Origin of the sequence: Pseudomonas sp. B19(2017) (genome assembly GCF_002113165.1) — a bacterium.
Lineage (GTDB): Bacteria > Pseudomonadota > Gammaproteobacteria > Pseudomonadales > Pseudomonadaceae > Aquipseudomonas.
Genome location: NZ_NEJR01000026.1, coordinates 17,776 through 42,020, shown reverse-complemented (window position 1 = coordinate 42,020; position 24,245 = coordinate 17,776). Strand labels below are relative to the sequence as shown.

Annotated in this window: 21 protein-coding genes; 14 read left to right on the top strand and 7 right to left on the bottom strand. The window is 64.6% G+C overall.

Annotated features, from left to right (window positions below):
• Position 1: 1 nt before the first annotated feature.
• From CAF70_RS24615 to CAF70_RS24605, 3 genes are all read left to right on the top strand, one after another.
• The gene (locus CAF70_RS24615) at positions 2-559 is read left to right on the top strand and encodes an RNA polymerase sigma factor (protein WP_178076429.1); all 558 of its coding nucleotides are present in this window, start codon (positions 2-4) and stop codon (positions 557-559) included.
• Positions 556-1,536: a FecR domain-containing protein gene (locus tag CAF70_RS24610; RefSeq protein WP_085627225.1), complete on the top strand. Its 981-nt coding sequence runs from the start codon at positions 556-558 to the stop codon at positions 1,534-1,536. Before CAF70_RS24615 ends, CAF70_RS24610 begins: the two co-directional genes overlap by 4 nt.
• A 216-nt stretch (positions 1,537-1,752) precedes the next feature.
• The gene (locus CAF70_RS24605; RefSeq protein ID WP_085627224.1) at positions 1,753-4,155 is read left to right on the top strand and encodes a TonB-dependent receptor; all 2,403 of its coding nucleotides are present in this window, start codon (positions 1,753-1,755) and stop codon (positions 4,153-4,155) included.
• A gap of 29 nt (positions 4,156-4,184) precedes the next feature.
• Here the strand turns inward: CAF70_RS24605 and CAF70_RS24600 are convergent, their stop codons facing one another.
• On the bottom strand, positions 4,185-5,060 hold the full coding sequence (locus CAF70_RS24600) for an AraC family transcriptional regulator (protein ID WP_085627223.1): 876 nt from the start codon (positions 5,058-5,060) through the stop codon (positions 4,185-4,187).
• Positions 5,061-5,322: 262 nt separating this feature from the next.
• On the opposite strand from CAF70_RS24600, the gene CAF70_RS24595 reads away from it, so the two are divergent.
• Entirely contained in the window at positions 5,323-6,225 is a 903-nt protein-coding gene (locus tag CAF70_RS24595; RefSeq protein ID WP_085627222.1) for a DMT family transporter, read from the top strand.
• A gap of 134 nt (positions 6,226-6,359) precedes the next feature.
• On the opposite strand, the gene CAF70_RS24590 is transcribed toward CAF70_RS24595, so the two are convergent.
• A complete protein-coding gene (locus CAF70_RS24590; RefSeq protein WP_085627221.1) occupies positions 6,360-7,334 on the bottom strand; it encodes a D-glycerate dehydrogenase in 975 nt (324 codons plus the stop codon).
• A 177-nt stretch (positions 7,335-7,511) separates the two neighbouring features.
• Entirely contained in the window at positions 7,512-8,459 is a 948-nt protein-coding gene (locus tag CAF70_RS24585) for a LysR family transcriptional regulator (protein ID WP_085627220.1), read from the bottom strand.
• Between the two features lie 191 nt (positions 8,460-8,650).
• On the opposite strand from CAF70_RS24585, the gene CAF70_RS24580 reads away from it, so the two are divergent.
• The 5 genes from CAF70_RS24580 to CAF70_RS28005 all read left to right on the top strand — a co-directional run bounded on the left by CAF70_RS24580 (position 8,651) and on the right by CAF70_RS28005 (position 14,139).
• The gene (locus CAF70_RS24580) at positions 8,651-10,180 is read left to right on the top strand and encodes an efflux transporter outer membrane subunit (RefSeq protein WP_085627219.1); all 1,530 of its coding nucleotides are present in this window, start codon (positions 8,651-8,653) and stop codon (positions 10,178-10,180) included.
• Positions 10,177-12,354 carry an FUSC family protein gene (locus CAF70_RS24575; protein WP_085627218.1) on the top strand — a complete coding sequence of 726 codons (2,178 nt, stop codon included), beginning with the start codon at positions 10,177-10,179 and terminating at the stop codon, positions 12,352-12,354. The genes CAF70_RS24580 and CAF70_RS24575 overlap by 4 nt, the downstream gene beginning before the upstream one ends.
• Before the next feature lie 4 nt (positions 12,355-12,358).
• Positions 12,359-12,559 carry a DUF1656 domain-containing protein gene (locus tag CAF70_RS24570; RefSeq protein WP_008097766.1) on the top strand — a complete coding sequence of 67 codons (201 nt, stop codon included), beginning with the start codon at positions 12,359-12,361 and terminating at the stop codon, positions 12,557-12,559.
• A gap of 10 nt (positions 12,560-12,569) precedes the next feature.
• On the top strand, positions 12,570-13,430 hold the full coding sequence (locus tag CAF70_RS24565) for an HlyD family secretion protein (RefSeq protein ID WP_085627217.1): 861 nt from the start codon (positions 12,570-12,572) through the stop codon (positions 13,428-13,430).
• Between the two features lie 259 nt (positions 13,431-13,689).
• A complete protein-coding gene (locus tag CAF70_RS28005) occupies positions 13,690-14,139 on the top strand; it encodes a hypothetical protein (protein ID WP_256573316.1) in 450 nt (149 codons plus the stop codon).
• Positions 14,140-14,335: 196 nt separating this feature from the next.
• On the opposite strand, the gene CAF70_RS24555 is transcribed toward CAF70_RS28005, so the two are convergent.
• Positions 14,336-14,785, bottom strand: coding sequence for a universal stress protein (locus tag CAF70_RS24555; RefSeq protein ID WP_085627216.1), 450 nt, complete (start codon positions 14,783-14,785; stop codon positions 14,336-14,338).
• 271 nt (positions 14,786-15,056) lie between these two features.
• Here CAF70_RS24555 and CAF70_RS24545 point away from each other — a divergent pair, with 271 nt between their 5' ends.
• The 5 genes from CAF70_RS24545 (at position 15,057) to CAF70_RS24525 (ending at position 21,108) form a co-directional block, all read left to right on the top strand.
• Positions 15,057-15,965, top strand: a complete 909-nt coding sequence (locus tag CAF70_RS24545) for a LysR family transcriptional regulator (protein WP_085627214.1) — start codon at positions 15,057-15,059, stop codon at positions 15,963-15,965.
• 227 nt (positions 15,966-16,192) lie between these two features.
• Positions 16,193-17,734 (top strand): MFS transporter, encoded by a 1,542-nt coding sequence (locus CAF70_RS24540; protein ID WP_085627213.1) that lies wholly within the window; start codon positions 16,193-16,195, stop codon positions 17,732-17,734.
• 28 nt (positions 17,735-17,762) lie between these two features.
• Entirely contained in the window at positions 17,763-18,824 is a 1,062-nt protein-coding gene (locus CAF70_RS24535; RefSeq protein ID WP_085627212.1) for an HlyD family secretion protein, read from the top strand.
• Entirely contained in the window at positions 18,821-20,272 is a 1,452-nt protein-coding gene (locus CAF70_RS24530) for an efflux transporter outer membrane subunit (RefSeq protein WP_085627211.1), read from the top strand. Before CAF70_RS24535 ends, CAF70_RS24530 begins: the two co-directional genes overlap by 4 nt.
• Before the next feature lie 41 nt (positions 20,273-20,313).
• Positions 20,314-21,108, top strand: coding sequence for an SDR family NAD(P)-dependent oxidoreductase (locus CAF70_RS24525; RefSeq protein ID WP_085627210.1), 795 nt, complete (start codon positions 20,314-20,316; stop codon positions 21,106-21,108).
• A 130-nt stretch (positions 21,109-21,238) separates the two neighbouring features.
• Here the strand turns inward: CAF70_RS24525 and CAF70_RS24520 are convergent, their stop codons facing one another.
• From CAF70_RS24520 to CAF70_RS24510, 3 genes are all read right to left on the bottom strand, one after another.
• A complete protein-coding gene (locus tag CAF70_RS24520; protein WP_085627209.1) occupies positions 21,239-22,051 on the bottom strand; it encodes an SDR family oxidoreductase in 813 nt (270 codons plus the stop codon).
• Between the two features lie 151 nt (positions 22,052-22,202).
• Positions 22,203-22,667: a multidrug transporter gene (locus tag CAF70_RS24515; protein WP_085627208.1), complete on the bottom strand. Its 465-nt coding sequence runs from the start codon at positions 22,665-22,667 to the stop codon at positions 22,203-22,205.
• A 97-nt stretch (positions 22,668-22,764) separates the two neighbouring features.
• A complete protein-coding gene (locus tag CAF70_RS24510) occupies positions 22,765-24,219 on the bottom strand; it encodes a mannose-1-phosphate guanylyltransferase/mannose-6-phosphate isomerase (protein ID WP_024087718.1) in 1,455 nt (484 codons plus the stop codon).
• Positions 24,220-24,245: the final 26 nt, after the last annotated feature.

Sequence of the window (24,245 nt, the reverse complement as noted above, 5' to 3'; positions counted from 1 at the left end):
CATGATCGAGGCGGATGCCGAAAGCGGCGGCGGGCGTGCGCGCTTCGTCCAGGTGTTCCAGGCCCAGCGGGCCCGCATGGAGGCACTGGTGAGCCGCCGGGTCGGCTGCCGGGCCACGGCATCGGACCTGGTGCAGGAGCTGTTCCTGCGCTTCTGGCGCCGGCCCGAGGTCAAGGTCGAGGCGCTGGACACTTACCTGCTGCGTTGTGCCGGCAACCTGGCCATCGACCACTTGCGCAGTGAAGGCAGCCGCGAACGTGCGGCCGAAGCAGTGCTGCCGCTGGATGACACGGCCATGGCCCAGGCACCGGAGCAGGCCGTGGAGGTAGACCACGACTTGCAGCGCATCGAGGCTGCATTGCGCGCCTTGCCTGAACGTACCCGGCAGATCTTCCTGCTCAACCGTATCCACGGCTGCAAGTACGGTGAGATCGCCAAGGCCATGCAACTGTCCCAGAGCGCTGTGGAAAAGCATATGATGCGCGCCCTCGAAGCGTGCAAGGCGAGTGTTGCCGAGCCCGCGTCCACCCCACGCCGGCCAGGGAGCGCCCGTCGATGAGCCGATTACCGCCGATCACCGAGGCGCAGTCCCGGGCCGCGCTGCAATGGCTCAGCCGGATCAACGAGCAGCCCGCGCAGGCTGAGGGAGCGGCGTTCAAGCGCTGGCTGCTGGCCGACCCTGGGCACCGTGTGGCCTATGACCAGGCCAAGGTGCTGTGGCAGAGCAGCGCCGCTCCGGCGGCGCTGCTGGCCGCTGAAGAAAAGGAAGCCCTGCAACGTTACCTTGATGCGATGGCCAGGCCGCCGGCCCGTGGCGCTTGGTGGCGGGGAGCAGCGCTGGCGATGGCGGCCTGCATGGTGCTGGCCGTCGGCGCTGCTGGTGGCTGGCATCCGGGTTACTGGTTGCAGGACTTGCGATCGGATTACAGCAGTGCCAGGCACGTTCGCCAGGTGACCTTGGCCGACCAGTCGCAAGTGACACTTGATGCGGCCAGTGCAATTGCGGTCGATTTCGCCCACGGCGAGCGTCGTGTGCGGCTACTACATGGCGCGGCGTTCTTTCAGGTCACCCATACCGGCGAGCCGTTCCTGGTCGAAGCGGGTGGTGGCGAGGTGCGGGTGCTCGGTACCCAGTTCGAGGTACGCGAGCAGGGCGAGGGCGCCGAGGTCACGGTGCGCAGCGGGCGTGTGGCGGTGCGCCCGTCGCAGGGCGCCTTGGCGCGTGAACTGACGGCCAATCAGCAGGTGACATACTCCGCAGGCCAGGTCGGTGATACTCAATCGGTGGACAGCGACAACCGCCTGGCCTGGCGCCAGGGCTGGCTGAATTATTACCAGGTGCCGCTGGCGCAGGTGGTCGAGGACTTGGCGCGCTATTACCCGGGGCGCATCCTGTTGCTCGATGGTGAACTGGGGCAGCGCAAGGTCAGTGGCAGTTTCCCCGTGGCCGAGCCGTTGCTGGCGCTGGATTCGCTGGGCAAGGTAATGGGCTTTTCGCGGCAGACCGTGCTGGGGCGGTTGACCCTGATCCGGTAGTCGCCTTTGCGGGCCTCTTCGCGGGCTTGCCCGCTCCCACAGGTACTGCACCGGATTCGAAACTTGTGCAGTCGCTGTGGGAGCGGGCAAGCCCGCGAAGAGGCCGGCACAGCAAAAATTTTTCAGGCAACGGGTGAGGTAACAGGACGTGGCATCCGTGTAATGAGTGGAAGTGCGATTCATTCGCAGTCATATCCCTCTCACAGGTCAGCGTCCATGAAGTTCACCCCGCGTTGTGTCCCCCTCTGGCTAGGCCTTTCCGCGCTCCCGGCACTCGCTGTCTCCCCCCTGGCCTGCGCCGCCGAGCAACAGCAGGCGTACGCCTTCGCCCAGCCGGCGCAACCCCTGGCCCAGGCACTCAACGCCTTCAGCCGCACCACCGGCCAGAGTGTCGTCTACACCCTGGAACTGCCCGGCGTGCCGGCGCCGGCGCTGAACGGCAGGTTTAGCGCCGAGCAGGCCCTGCAACAGCTGCTGGGCACGACCGGGCTGGCCTGGCGCCGCGTCGATGCACGCACTTTCACCCTCGAAGCGGTGGACACCTCCGGCGCCCTCAACCTCCAGGCCACCACCGTGAGCTCGCAACTGGACGACTACAGCTACCAGCCCCCGGCTACCGCCTCGATCATGCGCGGGCAGGGCCCGAGCCAGGACATTCCCCAGGCAATCAACGTGGTACCGGCCCAGGTCATCCGTGACCAGGCCCCGCGCAACCTCGACGACGCCCTGGCCAACGTCAGCGGCATCACTCAGGGCAACAACTTTGGCGGCACCTCCGACACGGTGATGAAGCGCGGCTTCGGCGACAACCGCGACGGCTCGATCATGCGCGATGGCATGCCTGTCGTGCAGGGCCGCAACCTCAATGCCAGCACCGAGCGCGTCGAAGTGCTCAAGGGCCCGGCCTCGCTGCTGTACGGCATCCAGGATCCGGGTGGGGTGATCAACGTGGTCAGCAAGCGCCCACAATTGGCGCAGTACAACGCCCTGACCGTGCGCGGGTCCACCTACGGCAGCGGCAAGAACGGCAGCGGTGGCGGGCTCGACAGCACCGGTGCGCTGGGCGACAGCAACTTCGCCTATCGCCTGATCGTCGATCACGAAGATGAGGACTACTGGCGCAACTTTGGCGTGCACCGCGAATCGCTGGTGGCGCCGTCGCTGGCCTGGCTGGGCGAAGACACACAGGTGGTCCTGGCCTACGAGCACCGCGAATTTCTCTATCCCTTCGACCGTGGTACGGCGTTCGGCAACAACGGCCACCCGCTGGACATCCCGGCCACGCGGCGCCTGGACGAGCCGTTCAACGACATGGAAGGGCGTTCCGACCTGTACCGCCTGGAGGTCGACCACCAGCTGGCCGATGAATGGAAGCTGCACTTCGGCTACAGCTTCAACCGCGAAACCTATGATGCCAGCCAGGTGCGGGTGACCGGCGTGAATGAAAAAAGCGGTACGCTGTCGCGCAGCATCGACGGCACCCACAACGCCATGAGCCGTGACCAGTTCGCCACGCTGAGCCTGGCCGGTAATGTGCAACTGGCGGGGATGCAGAACGACCTGCTGTTCGGTGTCGATCATGAGGACCGCAAGATCTTTCGCGGCGACCTGATCCGGCAGACGGCCCGATCCTCTTTCAGCTATGTGAGCCCGGTCTACGGCCAGGAAGTAGAGGGCACCCAAGTCGGTGCCAAAGAGAGCGACCAGACCGACAAGCTGCGCACTGATTCGCTGTTCTTCCAGGATGCCCTGCACCTGGACGAACACTGGATCCTGGTGGCTGGCGCACGCTTCCAGCAATACGACCAGTTGGCCGGGCGCGGCCGGCCGTTCCTGGTCAACACCGACACCAGCGGCCAGAGCTGGGTACCGCATGCCGGTGTGGTCTACAAGGTCGATGAGCAGCTGTCGCTCTATGCCAGCTACAGCGAATCGTTCAAGCCCAACTCGACGATTGCACCCTTGAGCATTGGCGGCGGCCTTACCCAGACCCTCGACGGCAGCTTTGCCCCGGAGGAAGGCAAGTCGTGGGAGCTGGGCGCCAAGCTCGACATGCCCGGCGCGTTGACCGGTACCCTGGCACTGTTCGACATCGACAAGCGCAACGTGCTGGTGGCCGATGGTGACAGCCAACCCGGAACAATCATCTACCGCAACGCCGGCGCGGTGCGTTCACGGGGCATAGAGCTGGACCTGACCGGCCAGCTGAGTGAGCGCTGGAGCCTGATCGGCAGCTACGCCTTCACCGATGCGCAAGTGACCAAGGACCCGGACCTCAAGGGCAACCGCCTGCAGAACGTGGCCCGGCACAGTGGTTCGCTGTCGGCGGTTTATGACTATGGCAGCCTGTTCGGGGGCGATCGCCTACGCATCGGCGCAGGGGCCCGGTATGTGGGCGAGCGGGCGGGTAACCCGACCAACACCTTCGACCTGCCGTCCTATACCGTGGCCGATGCCTTCGCCAGCTACGAGACCCGGCTCGACGAGCACAAGGTGCTGCTGCAACTGAACGTGAAGAACCTGTTCGACAAGGTTTACTACAGCTCGGCGGTGAACCAGTACTTTGTGGCTATCGGGGATGCGCGGCAGGTGAGCTTGTCCAGCACCTTTGAGTTCTAGGTAGTTGGGGCTGCAAAGCAGCCCCAACTTCACAAATTGAAGGCCAAACGGTACTCACCCGGTGTGGCACCAATGGCCTGGCGGAACCGGTTACTGAAATGGCTGGCACTGGCAAACCCGCACAACAGGGCAATCTCCCCCAACGGCATCACCCCCAGCCGCAACAGCTGGCAGGCCCGGTGCAGTCGCCGGGCCAGCACATACTGGTGCGGCGGCAGCCCGAAACTGGCGCGGAACATGCGCGCAAAGTGGTATTCGGACAGGCTGCAGCGCAAGGCCAGTTCACCCAGGGTGATGGGCTGGTCAAGGTGCGCTTCGATGTAGTCGACCATTTGCCGACGCAGGCTCGGTGCCAGCCCGCCTTTCAGGCGCAAGCCCTGGCGCAGCCCGACCTGGCTGAGCAGCGCATGGTCGACGATCTCGTGCGCAAGGCTGCTGGCCAGCAGGCGTTCGCCAGGTTCGTCCCAGTCCAGGGTTATCAGTTGGCGAAAGCGCGTGGCCTGCTGCGGGTCATCAAGAAAGGTCGCTTCCTGCAGTTGCAGCTCACGCGGTTCACGGTCGAGCAGGCGCACGCAGCCCAGGGCGAATTGCGCCTCGCTGACATACAGGTGTGCCAGGCGGATCGCGCCGTTGACCACCCAGTTGGACTCGTGCCCGGCCGGCATCACGCACAGCTTGTCGGGAGCCCCTTTGTCGCCCGGGCGCTGGCGGCGGAAGGTGCCGGTGCCGTCGGCGATGTAGCACGACAGCGTGTGATGGCTCGGTGCCTGGTAGTCGCGGGCATCGTCGCGGTTGCTCCACAACGCCGCCGCCAGCCCGTCGCCCAGGTGCGCGCTCAGCTCCAGCCGGGCGTGGGGCGAGGCGTGCATGGCGTTGAACACTTGTAGCTGGGTGAGTGGGGTCATGGGCGGTTCCTCTTGCCAGCCATCCTACTGCGCTGAGGGATGGCTTACAGCTACCTGCGGGACAAATGCGCAAGTTTGTGCAAGCCGGGGAGGAGCCCGCGGATGAAACTGGAGGCCTCGGCGAGGGCTGCGCCCTCAATTCGCGGGTGAACCCGCTCCCACAGGGACCGCGCCAGCCTCGAGAGCAGCACGGTCCCTGTGGGAGCGGCTTTAGCCGCGAAGCGCCGAGCACCGATCTTGAAAGGCCCAAGGAACCGCCGCCATGAACCTGTCGCTCTACCTGCTCACTGTCCTGATCTGGGGCACCACCTGGATCGCCCTGAAACTCCAGCTGGGCGTGGTCGCCATTCCGGTCTCGATCGTCTACCGCTTTGCCCTGGCCGGCCTGATCCTGTTCGCCTTCCTGCTGCTTACCCGCCGCCTGCAGCCAATGAACCGGCGTGGCCACCAGATCTGCCTGGCCCAGGGCCTGTGCCTGTTCTGCGTCAACTTCATCTGCTTTCTCAGCGCCAGCCAGTGGATCGCCAGCGGCCTGATCGCCGTGGTGTTCTCCACCGCTACCCTGTGGAACGCGCTCAACGCGCGGATCTTCTTCGGCCAGAAGATCGCCAGCAATGTGCTCGGCGGCGGCGCCTTGGGGCTACTTGGCCTGGGGCTGCTGTTCTGGCCGGAGCTGTCCCACCACGCTGCCAGCCGCGAAACCCTGTACGGCCTTGGCCTGGCCCTGCTCGGCACGCTGTGCTTCTCGGCCGGCAACATGCTGTCGAGCATGCAGCAGAAGGCCGGGCTCAAACCCATGACCACCAATGCCTGGGGCATGGTTTACGGGGCGGTGATGCTGGCGGTGTTCTGCGTGGTAAGCGGCGTGCCGTTCAGCATGGAATGGAATGTAAGGTATATCGGCTCGTTGCTGTACCTGGTGGTGCCGGGCTCGGTGATCGCCTTTACCGCCTACCTGACCCTGGTCGGGCGCATGGGGCCGGAGCGGGCAGCGTATTGCACGGTGCTGTTCCCCTTGGTGGCGCTGAATGTGTCGGCGGTGGCCGAGGGGTACCAGTGGACGGCACCGGCCTTGTTGGGGCTGGTGGCGGTGATGGCGGGGAATGTGCTGGTGTTTCGCAAGCCCAAGGCCAGGGTGGCTGAGGGTGTTGTGGTGGCCAAATAAGTGATGGGTTGCCTGTGCCGGCCCTTTCGCGGGCTCGCCCGCTCCCACAAGTACTGCACAGGCCTTCAGGGCGGTGGTGTACCTGTGGGAGCGGGCGAGCCCGCGAAAGGGCCAGGGCAGGCAGCAGGGGGCTATCAGCCCTTCCACACTTGAGGGTTTACCAGGTCCCGCGGCCGCTCACCCAGTAGCGCTGCACGCAGGTTGTCAATCGCCCGGTTGGCCATGGCCTCGCGGGTTTCGGCAGTGGCCGAGCCAATGTGCGGCAAGGTCAGTGCATTGGGCAGCTTGAACAGCGGCGAATCGCTCAGCGGCTCTTTCTCGTACACATCCAGGCCCGCACCGCGAATGGTGCCGTTCTGCAGTGCTTCGATCAGAGCAGCCTCGTCCACCACCGGCCCGCGGGCGATGTTGATCAGGAATGCGCTCGGCTTCATCAGTTGCAACTCGCGCGCACCGATCAGCTTGCGGGTGGCATCGGACAACGGCACCACGATGCAGACGAAATCGGCCTCAGCCAGCAGTTGCTCCAGGCTGCGGAATTGCGCGCCCAGCTCTTGCTCCAGCGCCGTCTTGCGGCTGTTGCCGGCATAGATGACCTGCATGTTGAAACCGAACCGGCCGCGACGGGCAATGGCGGCACCGATGTTGCCCATGCCGACGATGCCCAAGGTTTTGCCGTGCACATCGCTGCCGAAGTGGGCCGGGCCTACGGTGGCCTGCCAGTTGCCGGCCTTGGTCCAGGCATCCAGTTCGGCGGTGCGGCGGGCGCAGCCCATGATCAGCGAAAAGCCCAGGTCGGCGGTGCTTTCGGTCAGTACGTCGGGGGTGTTGGTCAGGGCGATGCCGCGTTCGTTGAAGTAGTCCAGGTCATAGTTGTCGTAGCCGACCGACACGCTGGACACCACCTCAAGCCTGGCCGCGCCTTCAAGCTGCGCCCGGCCGAGCTTGCGGCCAACGCCGATCAGGCCATGGGCTTCGGGCAGGGCTTCGTTGAACTGGGCATTGAGGTCGCCGAGTTTTGGGTTCGGCACGATCACGTTGAAGTCTTGCTGCAGGCGTTCGGCCATGGCCGGGGTGATACGGCTGAAGGCCAGGACGGTCTTTTTCATCGGGCAACTTCTCTGCAAGGCGTGGGACGGTGGGGGCTTCTTCGCGGGCACGCCCGCTCCCACAGGTACCGCACAGATTGAAGGCCTGTGCATTACCTGTGGGAGCGGGCGTGCCCGCGAATGGCCTGACATTGGTTAGCAACCTACCATTGTCCGCCCCCGCAATGCAGCAGCTTTTTAGTTGGCGATCATCACCTGATGGGTTTTCAGGTCCGCCTCATGGGCTGCCAGAATCTCCGGCAGCGAGTTGCGAAGGTACTCGACCCAGGTCTTGATCTTGGCATCCAGGTACTGCCGCGACGGGTAGATGGCGTACAGGTTCAGTTCCTGCAGGCGGTACTCGGGCAGTACCCGCACCAGGCTGCCATCGCGCAGGCCCTCGATGGCCGAATAGATTGGCAGCACGCCTACGCCCATGCCGCTGCGGATCGCAGTCTTCATCGCGTCGGCAGTATTGACCATGAACGGCGAGCTGGTGATGTTGACCATTTCCTGGCCTTCCGGCCCGTCGAACAGCCATTTCTCCAACGGGATCACCGGGCTGACCATGCGCAGGCAGGCGTGCTTGAGCAGGTCGGCTGGCTTGTGCGCCACGCCATGCCGGGCGATATAGGCAGGCGAAGCGCAGACGATGCTGTAGGTAATGCCCAGGCGCTGCGACACGAACCCCGAGTCGGGCAGTTCGGTGGCCAGCACGATGGACACATCATAGCCCTCGTCGAGCAGGTCGGGTACGCGGTTGGCCATGGTCAGGTCGAAGGTCACGTCCGGGTGCGATTCGCGGTAGCGGGCGATGGCATCGACCACGAAATGCTGGCCAACCCCGGTCATCGAATGCACCTTCAACATCCCGGCCGGGCGGGCATGGGCGTCGCTGGCCTCGGCCTCGGCTTCTTCGACATAGGTAAGAATCTGTTCGCAACGCATCAGGTAGCGCTTGCCGGCTTCGGTCAGCGCAATGCGGCGGGTGGTACGGTTGAGCAGCCTTGTTTGCAGATGGGCTTCCAGGTTGGAGACCGCCCGCGACACGTTCGCGGTGGTTGTATCCAGTTGCCCGGCGGCAGCGGTAAAGCTGCCGAGTTGGGCTACGCAACTGAAAGCACGCATGTTTTGCAGGGTGTCCATGGGTCACTCTCGATGTAGAGGACAAAATTGTGTCACGAAGTAACGCAAAAGAGATGAAAAGTTGCCTTCGACCAAAGGCGGATTATCGCTGTTTTGGTAACAAAGATTCGCAGGAATCCACGCTTATCGCCAGTGCTGCCGCCCCCTAGAATTGCCCGGCCTCTTCACCTCTTCCTCGGGAAATCGCAGCTGTGCCGCGTCGCATCATCAGAACGCTCAATGCGTTCAGTGCCTGTGCCCTTGCCCTCGCCCTGAGCGGCTGTATCGGAACCTGGGGCATTGCCCCGCAAAGCAAGACGCTGCAAGCCAATACCCTGACCACCGACGCGGCCATACGCGAAGCCGCGACCGACGCCCACTGGCCCGACCAGCAGTGGTGGCACGCCTATGGCGACCCACAGCTGGACCGCTGGGTTGCCCTGGCCGTGGCCGGCAGCCCGAGCCTGGCCATGGCTGCGGCGCGGGTACGCGAAGCCAAGGCCATGGCCGGCGTGGTCGAGTCGGCGGAAAAGCTCCAGGCCAACGGCCAGGCCTCGCTCAAACGCCACAACTGGCCTGAAGACCAGTTCTACGGCCCCGGCGCGCTGTCCGGTGCCACCACCTGGGACAACAACGCCGCCATTGGTTTCAGCTACGCCCTCGACCTGTGGGGCCGTGACCGCAACGCCAGTGAGCAGGCTGTGGACCAGGCGCACATGAGCGTGGCCGAAGCCCGCCAGGCGCAGCTGGAGCTGCAGAACAACGTGGTGCGCGCCTACATCCAGCTGAGCCTGCACTTCGCCCAGCGCGATATCGTCAAGGCCGAGCTGGAACAGCAGGAGCAGATCCTGGCCCTGGCCAAACGCCGTCTGGATGCCGGTATCGGCACCCACTTCGAAGTCAGCCAGGCCGAAGCGCCGCTGCCGGAAACCCACCGCCAGCTCGACAGCCTCGACGAAGAAATTGCCCTGGCCCGCAACCAGCTGGCCGCCCTGGCCGGCAAGGGCCCAGGGGAGGGCGCGCAGTTGCAGCGCCCGAGCCTGGCCCTGGCCGCGCCACTGAAACTGCCGTCGAACCTGCCGGCCGAACTGGTCGGCCAGCGCCCCGACGTGGTTGCCAGCCGTTGGCAGGTAGCTGCCCAGGCGCGGGGCATCGATGTCGCCCATGCCGGCTTCTTCCCCAACGTCGACCTGGTCGGCAGCCTCGGTTTCATGGCAACCGGCGGCGGCCCGCTGGAGTTCCTCACCGGGCGCAAGTTCAACTACAACGTCGGCCCGGCCATCAGCCTGCCGATCTTCGACGGTGGCCGCCTGCGCTCGCAGCTGGGCGTGGCCTCGGCGGGCTATGACGTGGCCGTGGCGCGCTACAACCAGACTGTGGTCGGTGCGCTGAAGAACATCTCCGACCAGCTGATCCGCCGTGAGTCGATGAAGGAGCAGTCGCACTTCGCTGCCGAGTCGGTCGCGGCCGCGCAGAAAACCTACGACATCGCCATGGTCGCTTTCCAGCGTGGCCTTACCGACTACCTCAACGTGCTCAACGCGCAGACCTTGCTGTTCCGCCAGCAGCAGGTGCAGCAGCAGGTGCAGGCCGCCCGCCTGATCGCCCATGCCGAGCTGGTCACCGCCCTGGGCGGCGGCTTGCAGGCGGGTCAGGACGTGCCGACAGAGGAGCGCCAGGCCGCACCGAAAACCCCGGCCACCCTGGCCGTTTTCGACAAGAAGCCGGATAACGCCGAATGAGCACTTCCAGTTTGCCCGTGCGCTGGCTGCAGAGCCTGGAATGGCGCCGCGGCTTCTTTGCCTGGGCGCGCACCGACGGGGTGACCTGGGTGTACATCTTCAAGGTGCTGGCCGCTGCGTTCATCACCCTGTGGCTGGCCATGCGTCTGGAGCTGCCGCAACCGCGCACGGCGATGATCACCGTGTTCATCGTCATGCAGCCGCAAAGCGGGCATGTGTTCGCCAAGAGCTTCTACCGCGTGCTCGGCACCCTGGCCGGCTCGGCGATGATGGTGGCGCTGATCGCCATCTTCCCGCAGAACACCGAGCTGTTCCTGCCCAGCCTGGCCCTGTGGGTCGGCCTGTGCTCGGCCGGTGCCATGCGCTACCGCACCTTCCGCGCCTATGGCTTCGTGCTGGCCGGCTACACCGCAGCGATGATCGGCCTGCCGGTGCTGCAGCACCCCGACCAGGCATTCATGGCGGCGGTATGGCGGGTGCTGGAAATCGCCTTGGGCATTCTGGTGTCGACCTTCGTCAGCGCCGCGATCCTGCCGCAGTCGGCCAGTGCCGCCATGCGCAACGCCCTGTACCAGCGCTTTGGCGTGTTCGCCGGGGTGGTAGTCGAGGCCCTGCGTGGCGACAGCCAGCGCGACCGTTTCGAGAGCAGCAACGTGCGCTTCGTCGCTGAAGCAGTGGGCCTGGAAAGCTTGCGCAACGTCACCGCTTTCGAAGACCCGCACATGCGCCGGCGCTCTGGCCGCCTGGTGCGCATGAACAGCGAGTTCATGGCCATCACCACACGCTTCAATGCCCTGCACCGTTTGCTGGAGCGCCTGCGCGCCCGCGGCCCGCTGCAGATCGTCGGTGCCATCGAGCCGGGCCTGAACACCCTGGTGGAACTGCTGCAACCCTACGTGGGCCGGGCACTGACCGACGCTGATGCACTGCGCCTGACCCTGGAGCTGGCCGCCTACAAGGAAGGCCTGCAGGCCCAGGTGCGCGGCCTGCGCGCCGAGTACCTGGCGACCGGGCCGAGCGAGTCCGACCTGCTCGACTTCCACACCGCCTTCGAGCTGCTCTACCGCTTCGTTGACGAAATGTACAGCTACGCCGAGACCCACGCCTCGCTGGCCGCACACCGGCACGAACGCGAGCAGTGGGATGAGCCCTACGTGGCGCAGACCAGCTGGCTGGTATCGCTGGCTGCCGGTGTGCGTGCCTCGGTGGTGCTGTTGCTGCTGGGCAGCTACTGGCTGCTCAGCGACTGGCCCAGCGGCGCCATGATGACCTTGATCGCTACCGTCACCGTGGGCCTCTCGGCGGCCTCGCCGAACCCCAAGCGCATGTCGTTCCAGATGGCCTGCGGTACAGCGATCGGTGCCTTCGTCGGCTTCTTCGAAACCTTCTTCGTGTTCCCCTGGATCGACGGATTCCCGCTGCTGTGCATGGTCCTGGCGCCAGTGTTCGTGCTGGGTGCGTTCCTTTCCTCACGGCCGGCCTATGCCGGCTACGGTATCGGCCTGCTGGTGTTCTTTGCCATCGGTTCGGTGCCGAACAACCTCACCGTGTATGACCCGTACACCTTCATCAACGACTACATCGGCATGGTCATCGGCATGTTTGTGTGTGCCGCTGCCGGGGCGATCATCCTGCCGCCCAACAGCCGCTGGCTGTGGAGCCGCCTGGAGCAGGAACTGCGCGAGCAGGTGCTGTTCGCCATCAGCGGCCGCCTGCGCGGCATCGGCACGGCCTTCGAAAGCCGCACCCGCGACCTGCTGCACCAGGCCTATGGCCTGGCAGCCGGCAAGCCGCAGGTGCAGAGCCAGTTGATGGGCTGGATGTTCACCGTGCTGGAAATCGGCCACGCCATCATCGAGCTGCGCAAGGAGCAGGCCCGTGCGCCGGTGCACCCGGCCTACGCCGAATCGCAGCCCTGGCGCCAGGCGATCCGCGTGATGGGCCGTGCCCTGGCCCGGCTGTTCCTGCAACCCAACACCAGCAACCACGAACGCGCGCTGGTGGCGGTGGACCATGCCATCGCCCGCGTGCAGGCCACCGACGAGCCCTTTGCCCGGCACTTCGACACCTCGGTGCTGCGCCGCGCACAAAGCTACCTGCATTTCATCCGTTCTTCCCTGCTCGACCCACAGTCGCCGTTGGCACCGGCGAAAGGACTGCACGATGCTCCGTGAAACCATGCCCCGAGAAATCGCTTTCCATGGCGTGTACATGCCCACCATGACCTTGATGTTCCTGTTCGCCCTGGGCCTGGCCTGGGGGCTGGACCGGTTCATTGCCAGCCATGATGGCTATCGCTTCTTCTGGCACCCGGCGCTGTTGCGTCTGAGCCTGTTCGTCTGCCTGTTCGGCGCCCTGGCGCTGTCGCTCTACTGGTGAGAATCCTTCGATGAAAAAGTTCTTCAGCCTGATCGCCACCCTGTTGGTGCTGGCCGCTGCCGTGGTGATCGGTCGCCAGTTGTGGCTGCATTACATGACCACGCCATGGACCCGCGACGGCCGTGTGCGTGCCGACATCATCAACGTCGCTGCCGACGTGCCTGGCTATGTGGTGGATGTGCCGGTCAAGGACAACCAGCGCGTGAAAAAGGGCGACCTGCTGATCCAGATCGACCCCGAGCACTATCAACTGGCGGTTGATCAGGCCAAGGCGCAGGTTGCATCGCGCAAGGCCACCTGGGAGATGCGCAAGGTCAACGCCAAGCGCCGTGCCGACATGGACAACCTGGTGATCTCCAAGGAAAACCGCGACGACGCCAGCAACATCGCCAACTCGGCCCAGGCCGATTACCAGCAGGCCCTTGCCGAACTGGCTGCCGCCGAGCTGAACCTCAAGCGTACCCAGATCGTGGCCACGGTGGACGGCTACGTGACCAACCTGAACATCCACAAGGGGGACTATGCGCGTACCGGTGAGGCGGTGATGGCGGTGGTCGACGAAAACTCGTTCTGGGTATACGGGTTCTTCGAGGAGACCAAGCTGCCGCATGTGAAGGTGGGTGACCCGGCCGAGCTGCAGATGATGAGTGGCGAGCGCATCAAAGGCCATGTGGAGAGCATCGCCCGCGGCATCTACGACCGCGACAACCCACAGAGCCGCGAGCTGATTGCTGACGTGAACCCCACCTTCAACTGGGTACGCCTGGCGCAGCGGGTGCCGGTGCGCATTCATATCGATGAAGTGCCGGAAGGGTTTTTGCTGGCGGCGGGGACTACCTGTACGGTGGTGGTGAAGCCGAGCGAGGGATAGGGTTGGACCAATTTACGGGTTTAGGAAAAGGACTACACGAGGGTAAGAAGCGGATGTCATGAGACACCTGTAGCCCGCGTTGCACAATGCCGTTTTCTCGTCGCACGCAGTTTGCATTGCTAGCGAGCCGGAAAAGAAATGGCCCCGGTAGACGGGGCCATTGATACGTACCTAGCGTCATCACCAGCATGACCATCAGGTCTTCTGGGAGAGGGCGGCATAGGGCTGCATCGCGAATGCTAATACAGGAAGGACGAGTTTGACAAACCAGGACTGGAGCCAATTTCTCGAGCAGGCTTTTTCCAAGCCTCGCCTTGCTCGATACGCCATCAACCCTCGTAAAACCGCTGCCGCTACTGCGTATGCCCATAACATGCTGCTTGGGCAGGCAATCTACCCATGCCTGCACGTCCTGGAAGTCAGCCTGCGCAACGCAATGCATCGGGCCTTGCAGCTCAAGTACGGGCGATCCGATTGGTGGGAGGCGGCGGAGTCACTCACCGCTGTCGACAGGTCAGAAATTGAAAAGGCCAAGGCGTCGCTCAGGGTGAAGCGCCATGCCGCGACACCGGACAAAATCATTTCTGATCTTAGCTTTGGTTTTTGGGTCTCCCTGCTGAACACCAGGCACGAGCAGGCGAGTTACGCCTTGCCTTCCCCCGGTGCCCGAAGAAAAGGCGCCAGAGAAATGAAATTTCAAAGGTATTGAACCTGATTCGGGATCTACGCAATCGAGCAGCTCACCACGATGCCTTGCTCTGGTTGGACCCCGATATTCGTCAACGGCATCTGCTGTGCCTGGAAGTTATTGGTTGGGTAAGCCCGGAGTTGAAGCCCTGGCTTACCCGTTATGATGGTTTTCCCGAAGCATGGTCAAACTGGGTTTGCGGCACCGCCCATGACAGCTAACAAGCAGGCCCCACCAACACCGGTACCTTCACCCGGTCGATCACCTTCGCGCTGATCGACGGGTCCAGCATCCGCCCTAGCCGCGACAGGTGGCGGTGGCCCATGATGATCAGTTCGCAGTTCAGCTCCTGCGCCTTGGCCACGACCGCCTCGACCGGTTGCCCGGCGACCATGCAGCCCTGGCTGGCGAAGCCGGCTTGTTGCAACGCGCGTACGGCCTCGGCCACGGCCTGGTCGGCCTGGTGCTGCTCTTCGCAGGCGGCGGGGTATTCTTCCAGTTCTTCCGCGGTATAGGGCGCGGGTTGGTCGTGGACGGCGAAGGTAGAGTCGATGGCCAGCAGCACGTGCAGTTCGTGCTCGCCGGGGCGACAGAAGTGGCGGGCGAGGGTCAGCAGGGCGGTGGAGGCGGGGGAGGCGTCGATAGCGATCAGGACGGGGCTGGGCATTGGGGATCCTTGTTGCAGGCTGGCTGAGTGGTTGTATGTTCTGGCCCTTTCGCGGGCAAGCCCGCTCCCACAGGGACTGCACAGGTTTCGAGTGCTGTGGTGTACCTGTGGGAGCGGGCTTGCCCGCGAAAGGGCCGAACCTGCCATACATCATTCTTGGCCCAATTCACTGCCTGAATAAATGCCCCACCACGCACGAGCGCATTGCGTCTGGTGCAATCCAGCAACCTGCTACCATCGCGATTCCCCACAGCTGTAACGGAAAACGGCCATGCAACTCCCGGACATGAACCTGCTCGTCGCCCTCGATGCCCTGCTCGATGAGGGCAGCGTGGTTGGCGCGGCGCAGCGCATGAACCTGAGCCCGGCGGCGATGAGCCGGACCTTGGGGCGTATCCGCGAGGCACTGGGTGATCCGATCCTGGTGCGCGCCGGCCGTGGCCTGGTGCCGACGCCTCGGGCGCTGGCCCTGCGCGAACAGGTGGCAGCATTGGTGGAACAGGCTGGGGAGGTGTTCCGCAGTGCCGACGAGGTCGACCTGGGCAAGCTCGACCGAGCCTTCAACATTCGCACCAATGACCTGTTCATCGCCCTCTACGGCGCCCAATTGCTGCGGCGCATGCATGAACAGGCGCCGCGCACGGTGCTGCGCTTCGTGCCGGAAAGCCCTGGCGGTGACGACGACAGCGTACTGCGCGACGGGCGTACCGACCTGATCATCAGCTCGACCGTGGACCTGGGCCCGGAAATCAAGGTGCAGAGCCTGTTCCAGACCTACTATGTCGGCCTGGCTCGGCGTGACCACCCGATCTTTGACCAGCCGATCACGCCAACCAGCTTTGCCAGTTATTCACAGATCAGCGTGTCCCGCCGTGGTCGGGCCAATGGGCCGATCGATGTTGAGCTGGCCAACTTCAAGGTGCAGCGGCGGGTGGCGCTGATTACCCCGAGCTTTCACTCGGCGCTGTTCTCGTTGCCGGATTCCGACCTGATCCTGCCGATGCCGGCGAATATCCTCAACAGCGTGCACAAGCTCGGGCTGCCGCTGCGTTCGTTCGAGATCCCGGTGCCGCTGGAGCGGGTGACCGTGCTCCAGGCGTGGCACCCGAGGTTTCACAATGACCCGGCGCATCGATGGTTGCGGCAGACCCTGAAGGCTTGCTGCAGTGTCGACCCTTGATTGCCTTTGAGGGCCTTATCGCCGGCAAGCCAGCTCCCACAGGATCGGTGCCTGTCTCCAAGGCTACGCAGTACCTGTGGGAGCTGGCTTGCCGGCGATAGGGCCAGACCTGCAAAAGGTGGATTGCGTCCAGCGCAACATAAACCTGCCAAGAAGTCAGTTTTCGTCAGCATTCGACCTTCTTAGACTTGCTCCAGTCGCAAATTTGTTGCTGGAGATGTCTGCCCATGAATTCCCTGTCCGCCCCGTCTGCCGCGATTGCCGCCGCCCCCGCGCCGGCCGCGCCTGCGCAGACTGCGTTCGGCCTGCAGGTAGTGGTCGGGCTGTTCGGTGTGTTGCTGGCCGTATTGTGCGCGGGCCTAAACGAGTCGGTGACCAAGATCTCCCTGGCCGATATCCGCGGCGCCATGGGCATCGGTGCCGACGAAGGCGCCTGGTTGCTGGCGGTTTACAGCGCCGCCTCGGTCTCGGCCATGGCCTTCGCGCCATGGCTGGCCACCACGTTCTCGCTGCGGCGCTTCACCATGAGCGCTATCGGCCTTTTCGCCGTGCTCGGCCTGCTGCAACCGTTCGCCCCCAACCTGCACAGCCTGATGCTGCTGCGTGTGCTTCAGGGCTTCGCCTCTGGCGCCTTGCCGCCGATGCTGATGAGCGTGGCCCTGCGCTTCCTGCCACCGGGCATCAAGGTCTATGGCCTGGCCTGCTATGCCCTCACCGCCACCTTCGGCCCCAACCTCGGCACGCCGCTGGCAGGGCTGTGGACCGAATACGTCGGCTGGCAGTGGGCGTTCTGGCAGATCATCCTGCCCTCGGCGCTGGCCATGTTCTGCGTCGGCTGGGGCTTGCCGCAGGACCCGCTGCGCCTGGAGCGCTTCAAGCAGTTCGACTGGCGCGGTGTGCTGCTCGGCTTGCCCGCCATCAGCTGCATCGTGCTGGGCCTGTCGCTGGGTGACCGCTGGGGTTGGTTCGATTCGCCGCTGATCTGTTGGCTGCTCGGTGGTGGCCTGCTGTTGCTGGTGCTGTTCATGTACAACGAATGGTCCGAGCCGCTGCCATTCTTCCAGTTGCGCATGCTGTCGCGGCGCAACCTGAGTTTCGCCCTGGTGACCCTGGCAGGTGTGCTGATCGTGCTCTCGGGCGTGGGCAGCATTCCGTCGGCCTACCTGGCGCAGATCCAGGGCTACCGCCCGGCGCAGACCAGCCCGCTGATGATGCTGGTAGCCATGCCGCAGCTGATTGCCCTGCCGCTGACGGCGGCGCTGTGCAACATCCGCGCGGTGGACTGCCGTTGGGTGCTGGGCATCGGCCTGGCGATGCTGGCGGTGTCCTGTGTCGGCAGCAGCCTGCTGACCAGCGAGTGGATCCGTGGCGACTTCTACCCGTTCTACCTGCTGCAGGTGTTCGGCCAGCCAATGGCAGTGCTGCCGCTGCTGATGCTGTCCACCAACGGCATGACCCCGCAGGAAGGTCCGTTTGCCTCCAGCTGGTTCAACACCGTCAAGGGCCTGGCCGCGGTAATCGCCGGTGGCCTGCTGGACGCCCTTGGCACCCTGCGTCGGCACTTTCATTCCAACCACCTGGTGGACAGCCTGGGCAACGCCCCGTTGGTCGACGATAACGCAGCCGGCCTGGCCAGGCGCATCCACGACCAGGCGCTGGTGCTGACCTCGGCTGACCTGTACCTGGTCATGGCCTGCATTGCCGTGGCCCTGATCTGCCTGATTCCTTTCGTGCCTACCCGGGTCTATCCGCCGCGCGCGGTGGCCTGAACCCTGGATGAATTCGAGAACCACTGAAATGACCAACAACCGCAAAACCCTGTTCATCGGTTCGGTGCTTGCCGTGGCCGTGCTGGCCGGCATCGTCGGCCCCTGGATATTCGGCAGCGACCACCGCCAAAGCACCAATGACGCCTACGTGATTGCCGACTACACCGTGGTCGCGCCCAAGGTCGCCGGCTTCATCAAGGAGGTGCTGGTGGAAGACAACCAGCAGGTCAAGGCCGGCCAGTTGCTGGCGACCATCGATGCCCGTGACTACCAGGCCGCGCTGGATGCCGCACAGGCACAGTTGTTGGTGGCCCAGGCGCAAAGCGCCGATGCTCGCGCCACCCTCGAGCGCCAGGCCTCGCTGATTGCCCAGGCTGAGGCAGCAGTAAAAGCGGCCCAGGCCGAAGCTGCGTTCGCCGACCATGAGGTCAACCGCTACAGCCGCCTGGCCGAGCAGGGTGCCGGCACTGTGCAGAATGCCCAGCAGGCGCGCAGCGGGGTCGACCAGGCCCGCGCGCGCCTGGCCAATGCCCAGGCGGCACTGGTCGCAGCACGCAAGCAGGTGGATATCCTTGCCGCCCAGGTGGCCAGTGCCGACGGGCAGCTGAAGCGGGCCGAGGCGGGGCTGGAAAAGGCCCGGCTCGATCTGTCCTATACCCGCATCACCGCGCCGGTGGACGGCATGGTCGGCGAGCGCGCCTTGCGTGTCGGTGCCTACGTCAACCCGGGCGCCCGCCTGCTGTCGGTGGTGCCGTTGCAGCAGGCCTATGTGGTCGGCAACTTCCAGGAAACCCAGCTGACCCACGTACAGCCTGGCCAGGCCGTGAGCATCAGTGTCGACACCTTTGCCGGCGAGAAGCTGCAAGGCCATGTGCAAAGCATCGCCCCTGCCACCGGCGTGACCTTCGCCGCGGTCAAGCCGGACAACGCTACCGGCAACTTCACCAAGGTGGTGCAGCGCATCCCGGTGAAGATCGTTTTCGATGACGGCCAGCCGCTGCTTGCCCGCCTGCGCGTCGGCATGTCGGTGGAGGCGACCATCGATACCCGCGGCGACAAGCTGGACGGCAAAGAGGTAAGTGCACGATGAAACCGGCATTACGCTTGAGCCCGTTGCTGCTGGCTGCGCTGATGGCCGGCTGCACCTTGGGCCCGGACTTCCAGCGCCCTGACAGCCAGGCACCGCGACAGTGGGCTCCGCTGCAAGGCGAGGCGGCGGCCAGCCAGCCGCAGGCCGAACCGCTGGAACTGCGCTGGTGGGAGAGCTTCCATGATGCCCGCCTGAGTGCCTTGATCCAGCGCGTTGCCGAGCGCAACCTCGACCTGCAGATGGCCAGCGCCCGCCTGCTGCAAAGCCGCGCCCTGCGCAGCACCGTGGCTGCGGACGAAGTACCGTCGGTGGGTATGAATGCCGGCTACAGCCGCGCGCGCAACAGTGGTGAAGGCCTGAGCGACCCGTCCGGCAAGGCAGGCAAGGAAGCCTTCAATCTCTGGCAGGGTGACCTGGTGGCGGGTTGGGAGCTGGACCTGTGGGGCCGCGTGCGGCGCCAGGTCGAGGCTGCCGATGCCACGGTCGAAGTGGCCGAGAACGACCGCCGCGGCGTGCTGCTGGCATTGCTTGCGGAAACCGCTGGCAACTACATCCAGCTGCGCGCCGTGCAGCACACCATCGACGTGACCCGCGACAACCTCAAGGTCGCCCGGCACAGCCTGAAGTTGTCCGAAAACCGCCAGGCCGAAGGTGTCGCCACGCGCCTGGACGTGGCCCAGGCCAGCGCCCAGGTCGCCTCGATCGAGTCGCGCCTGCCAAGCCTGGAAGCACGGCGCGATGACCTGATCAACGCCCTCAGCCTGCTCGCCGCCGAACCGCCGCGCAGCCTGCAGGCCGAGTTGCTGCTGGGCGGCGAACTGCCTGCGCCGCAGCAGACCTTCGCCATTGGATTGCCGTCCGAACTGGCCGAGCGTCGCCCGGACATTCGCCAGGCCGAATCCCGCCTGCATGCCGCCACCGCCAGCATTGGCGTGGCCAAGGCCGACTTCTACCCGAGCATCCGGCTGTCGGGCAGTGTCGGGTTCCAGGCCATGCAGCTGTCCGATTTCGGCGCGTGGGATGCGCGCCGTTTCGCCTTCGGGCCACAGCTGTCGCTACCGATCTTCGAGGGTGGCCGGCTCACGGGCACCCTGGAACTGCGCGAGGCGCAGCAGCAGGAAGCGGCGCTCAACTACCGCAAGGTGGTGCTGGGTGCCTGGCATGAAATCGATGATGTGCTACGCCTGTACAACGCCAGCCAGTTGCGCCGCGATCACTTGGCCGAGGCAGTGCGGCAGAACCGCATCGCCCTGGAAACTGCCCAGCGCCAGTATGTGGAAGGGGCGGTGGACTTTCTCAATGTGCTGACGGTGCAGGGTGCATTGCTGGCCAGCGAGGAGCAGTGGATTGACAGTTCGGCGGCGGTGTCGCAGGCACTGGTGGGGCTGTACAAGGCCCTGGGTGGCGGCTGGCAGGCGTTTGATGAGCAGCCTGTGAAGAAAGCATGAAAGCGGCCCCAGCGATTTCCCAGACAGATGAGGAGGCACAGATGCACATTTCCCTGAACGGCAAGCGCGCCATCGTCAGCGGCTCCACCGCCGGCATCGGCCTGGCCATCGCCATCGGCCTGGCCGAGGCGGGGGCCGAAGTGGTCCTCAATGGTCGTACCCAGGCCCGGGTCGACGAAGCCCTCAAAGTTGTGCGCGAGCGTCTGCCACAGGCGCGCATCATTGGCATCGCTGCCGACCTGGGTACCAAGGCAGGGGCACAGACGCTGTTCGACCAGGTGCCGCATACCGACATCCTGGTCAACAACCTCGGCATCTTCGAGCCCAAGCCGTTCTTCGAGATCGAGGATGAGGACTGGCAGCGTTTCTTCGACGTCAATGTGCTCAGTGCCGTTCGCCTGTCGCGCCACTATGCCCAAGGCATGGCCGAACGCAAATGGGGGCGGGTGGTGTTCCTGTCCAGTGAGTCGGCGCTGCAGATCCCGACCGAGATGATTCATTACGGCATGACCAAGACGGCGTTGCTGGCGGTGTCGCGCGGGCTGGCCGAGACCCTGGCCGGCACTGGGGTGACGGTGAATTCGGTGTTGCCGGGGCCTACGCGTTCGGAAGGTGTGGGCGACTTCTTTGCCAAGCTGGCCGAGGAGCAGGGGGTGTCGACTGAAGAGCTGGAAGCCAACTTCCTTGCCGAGCACCGGCCGACCTCGCTGATCAAGCGGCTGGCGACGGTGGAAGAGGTGGCGAACATGGTGGTGTACCTGGCATCGATGCAGGCCAGTGCCACTACCGGAGCTGCATTGCGGGTTGACGGCGGGGTGCTGCGTTCCATTGCCTGATCTGTTTTTCCTGTACCGGCCTCTTCGCGGGCTTGCCCGCTCCCACAGGTACTGCACAGTACTCAAGAGCTGTGGAGTACCTGTGGGAGCGGGCGAGCCCGCGAAGAGGCCAGCACAGGCAACCAATCAATCAGAGCGGGCGCAGCAGGCCAAACCGCTTGCGCAACGCCCAATCCAGCACCCGCCGCGGCAGCAGCCGCGCCATCAACGGCAACGCCGTGCTGCCATTGCCCAATCGCACCACCGCCGGCACCGGCGACTTCCCGACCGCCGCCAGCACGTCCTGGGCAAACACCGCCGCCGAAGTAGGCTTGTCCTGCGAGGCCCGCGCACGGGCCTGTACCTGCTCGCGCAACGGCCACCATGCCGAATCCGCAGCCAGCACCTGCTCGGCCTGGCGCTGTGCATTGCTGGCGAACTGCGAGGCAATCGCTCCGGGCTGCACTTCCATGACTTGCACACCGAACGGCGCCAGTTCCAGGCGCAAGGCATCGCTCAGGGCATGCACGGCTGCTTTCGAGGCGCAGTAGGCGCCGGCGAACGGGGTGACCAGCACGCCTGATACGCTGCCGATGTTCACCACCAGGCCTCGTGACCGGCGTAGTTGCGGGAACAATGCGCGGGTAACGCCAACCACAGCGAAGACGTTGGTTTCGAACTGCTGGCGCAGGGCATCCACTCCTCCATCGAGCAACGGGCCCATGGCGCCGTAGCCGGCGTTGTTGATCAGGATGTCGAGGCTTGGCAGCTCCTCGGCAAGGCGGGCCAGGGCCTCGCTGTCATTCACGTCCAGTTGCCGGGCGGTGTAACCGGCGGCGTTCAGTTGCTCGACGTCCTCAGGTTTGCGGGCGGTTGCCCAAACGTGATGGCCGGCATCGCGGAAGGCATCGGCCAGGGCGCGGCCGATGCCGCTGGAACAACCGGTGATCAGGACGGTGGGCATGGTTGGGGCCTGTTGTCGGGGGAAGTTGGTGTTGCCTGTGCCGGCCTCTTCGCGGGCTCGCCCGCTCCCACAGGTACTGCACAGTACTCACGAGCTGTGGAGTACCTGTGGGAGCGGGCGAGCCCGCGAAGAGGCCAGTACAGACGATACATTAGTTGGCAAACGTACCTTGCAGGTGCTCTGCACGAAACTCCAGGGTCTGTGGCCGGTACCCGGAGCGCAGTGGCGGCAGTGGCAGGCAGTCTTTCCACTCGGCCCCTGGCTGCAGTTCACCCGGCCCACGGTAGCGCGGGGCGTTGTAGGTATTCTCGGCCAGGTTCACGGTATCGCCCGGCGCATACGCCGCCACCCGCCAGCGCAATTCGGTGAGCGGCACGTCGTTGCCGTTCTTCATGCGTACCTGCAGGGCACGGTCGGCGGGGCAGTGTTCAGGGGCGTAGTTCAGACGCAGGTCCAGACGGGCCAGTTGCGAGGTTTCGCGGGTGTCCTGCCAGACCACGAACAGGGCCACCAGGCCCAGGCCACAAACGGCAGCCAGCGAAATCGGCAGGGCCTTGGCCGGGTAGCGCAACAGCAGTACCAGCCAGGTGAGGATGAGGAAGGCACCGATGATCATGGGGCTTGCAGACCTTGATTGTGCGGGGTCTGACCATCGTAGCCCGAAATGGGGAGTGGCTCAAAAAGCGGGGCCGCAAAGCGGCCCCAGGGTTGCATTACTGCGCGATGGTCTTCACCGAAACACCACGCTCGATCGGCGTGGAGGTGCGGCCGTAAACATCCTCGAAGCGCTCGATGTCATCCTCGCCCAGGTAGCTGCCGGACTGCACTTCGATGATCTCCAGCGGAATCTTGCCCGGGTTGCGCAGGCGGTGCACCGAGGCGATCGGGATGTAGGTCGACTGGTTCTCGGTCAGCAGGAACACGTTCTCGTCACAAGTCACCTCGGCAGTGCCGGACACCACGATCCAGTGCTCGGCGCGGTGGTGGTGCATCTGTAGCGACAGGCTGGCACCCGGCTTGACGGTAATGTGCTTGACCTGGAAGCGGCCGCCCATGTCCACCGAGTCGTACGAGCCCCACGGGCGATACACTTCCAGGTGGTTCTGGGTTTCGCTGCGGCCCTGCTCGTCAAGGGTCTTGACCATCTGCTTGACGCCCTGGACCTTGTCCTTGTGGGCAATCATCATGGCGTCCTTGGTCTCGACCACCACGATGTTCTCCAGGCCGATCACCGACACCAGCTTGCCGTTGCCGTGGATCATGCAGTTGTGGCTGTCCTGCACCACCACATCGCCCTTGGTGACGTTGCCGTTGTCGTCCTTCTCGTGCACTTCCCACAACGACGACCAGCAGCCCACGTCGCTCCAGCCGGCCGACATCGGCACCACGCAGGCGCGCTGGGTCTTTTCCATCACCGCGTAGTCGATGGAGTTGTCCGGGCAGCAGGCGAAGGTGGCTTCGTCGATGCTCAGCACATCACCGTCTTCCTGGCTGCGCTCCAGGGCCAGCACACAGGTGTCGTAGATGTCGCCGTCGTGCTTCTTCAATTCTTCCAGGAAGCGGCTGGCGCGGAACAGGAACATGCCGCTGTTCCAGAAGTAACCGCCAGCCTGGACGAACTCGGCGGCGCGTTTTTCGTCGGGTTTCTCGACGAACTGCGCCACCCGCGCCACGCCCTCAGGCAGCAGGGCGTCCTGGCTGGAACGGATGTAGCCGTAACCGGTTTCCGGCTTGGTCGCCGGCACACCGAACAGCACCATCTCGCCACGCTCGGCGGCCACGGTGGCCAAGGCCAGGGCCCGTTGCAGTGCCTTCTGGTCATCGATCACATGGTCGGCAGGCAGCACCAGCATCAACTCGTCGCGGCCTTCGTTGACCAGCTTCATAGCAGCCATGGCCACGGCCGGCGCGGTATTGCGGCCGAACGGTTCCATCAGGATGCCTTGGGTTTCCAGCTTCAGCGCGGCCAGTTGCTCCTGGACGATGAATTTGTGGTCCTTGTTGCAGACCACGATCGGCGTGTCCATGCCTTCGAACACCAGGCGCTCGAGGGTTTGCTGGAACAGGGTGTGTTCACCGGTCAGGGCCAGGAACTGTTTGGGGAACTGCTTGCGCGACAGAGGCCACAGACGCGAACCGCTACCACCAGAAAGAATTACCGGGATCATCATGTTTCTCCAATAGTCGTTGAGAG